This window comes from Variovorax sp. 10N420 (genome assembly GCF_056394705.1).
Window position 1 is genome coordinate 1 of record NZ_JBFTIJ010000046.1, and the last position, 639, is coordinate 639.

Annotated in this window: 1 pseudogene; it reads right to left on the minus strand. The window is 67.1% G+C overall.

Annotated elements, in window-relative coordinates:
* Positions 1-639 (minus strand): annotated as a pseudogene (locus AC1DEK_RS30140) (autotransporter outer membrane beta-barrel domain-containing protein); the annotation flags it as partial.

Here is a 639-nt window from a genome sequence, read left to right on the forward strand (position 1 = left end):
CCAAAGCCCACGTTGTAGTCCAGCGCATTGGCCGACTTGCCACCGGCAAGCGTAAGGTAATCGACCGGACTTGCGGCCCCACCGAGGCTGACCGTGTCGAAGTCGTTCGTGATGCCGCCGGTCGTGTGAATCACATTGGTCTGTGTGCCTGTCAGCGCACTGGCCGAGGTCGGCGCGCTCGCACCGAAGCCGGTGATGTTGAGCGTGCCGCCCAGATCAGCCGTCGCCGCCGAGATGAGGGGCTGCGCGCTACCGAGCGCGACATCGAGCGTGCTGGTGGCCGCCTGCGTGAATGCACCACCCACGGACAGAGTGGAATCGGCGGCGATCTGGGTGGTCGCGCCCGCGGCCGTCGTGTAGGCGCCCGTGGTCGTGAAGGCGCCGGCGTGCGCCAGATCGAGAGTGCCGACCGCGACGTTCACGCTGCCTACTGACGAGCCGGTGCCGGTCAGCGTGGTCATTCCCGTGCCGGCCTGCGTGAGCGAACCACTGCCGGTGATCGTGCCCGCAAAGGTCAGCGCATCGCTGCGGTTAAATGCCAGCGTGCCGTTGTCCACCACATCGCCAACGATTGAACCGCTGGTGCCGCCATTGCCCAGCTGCAGTGCGCCCGCCGAGATCGTCGTGCCGCCGGTGTAG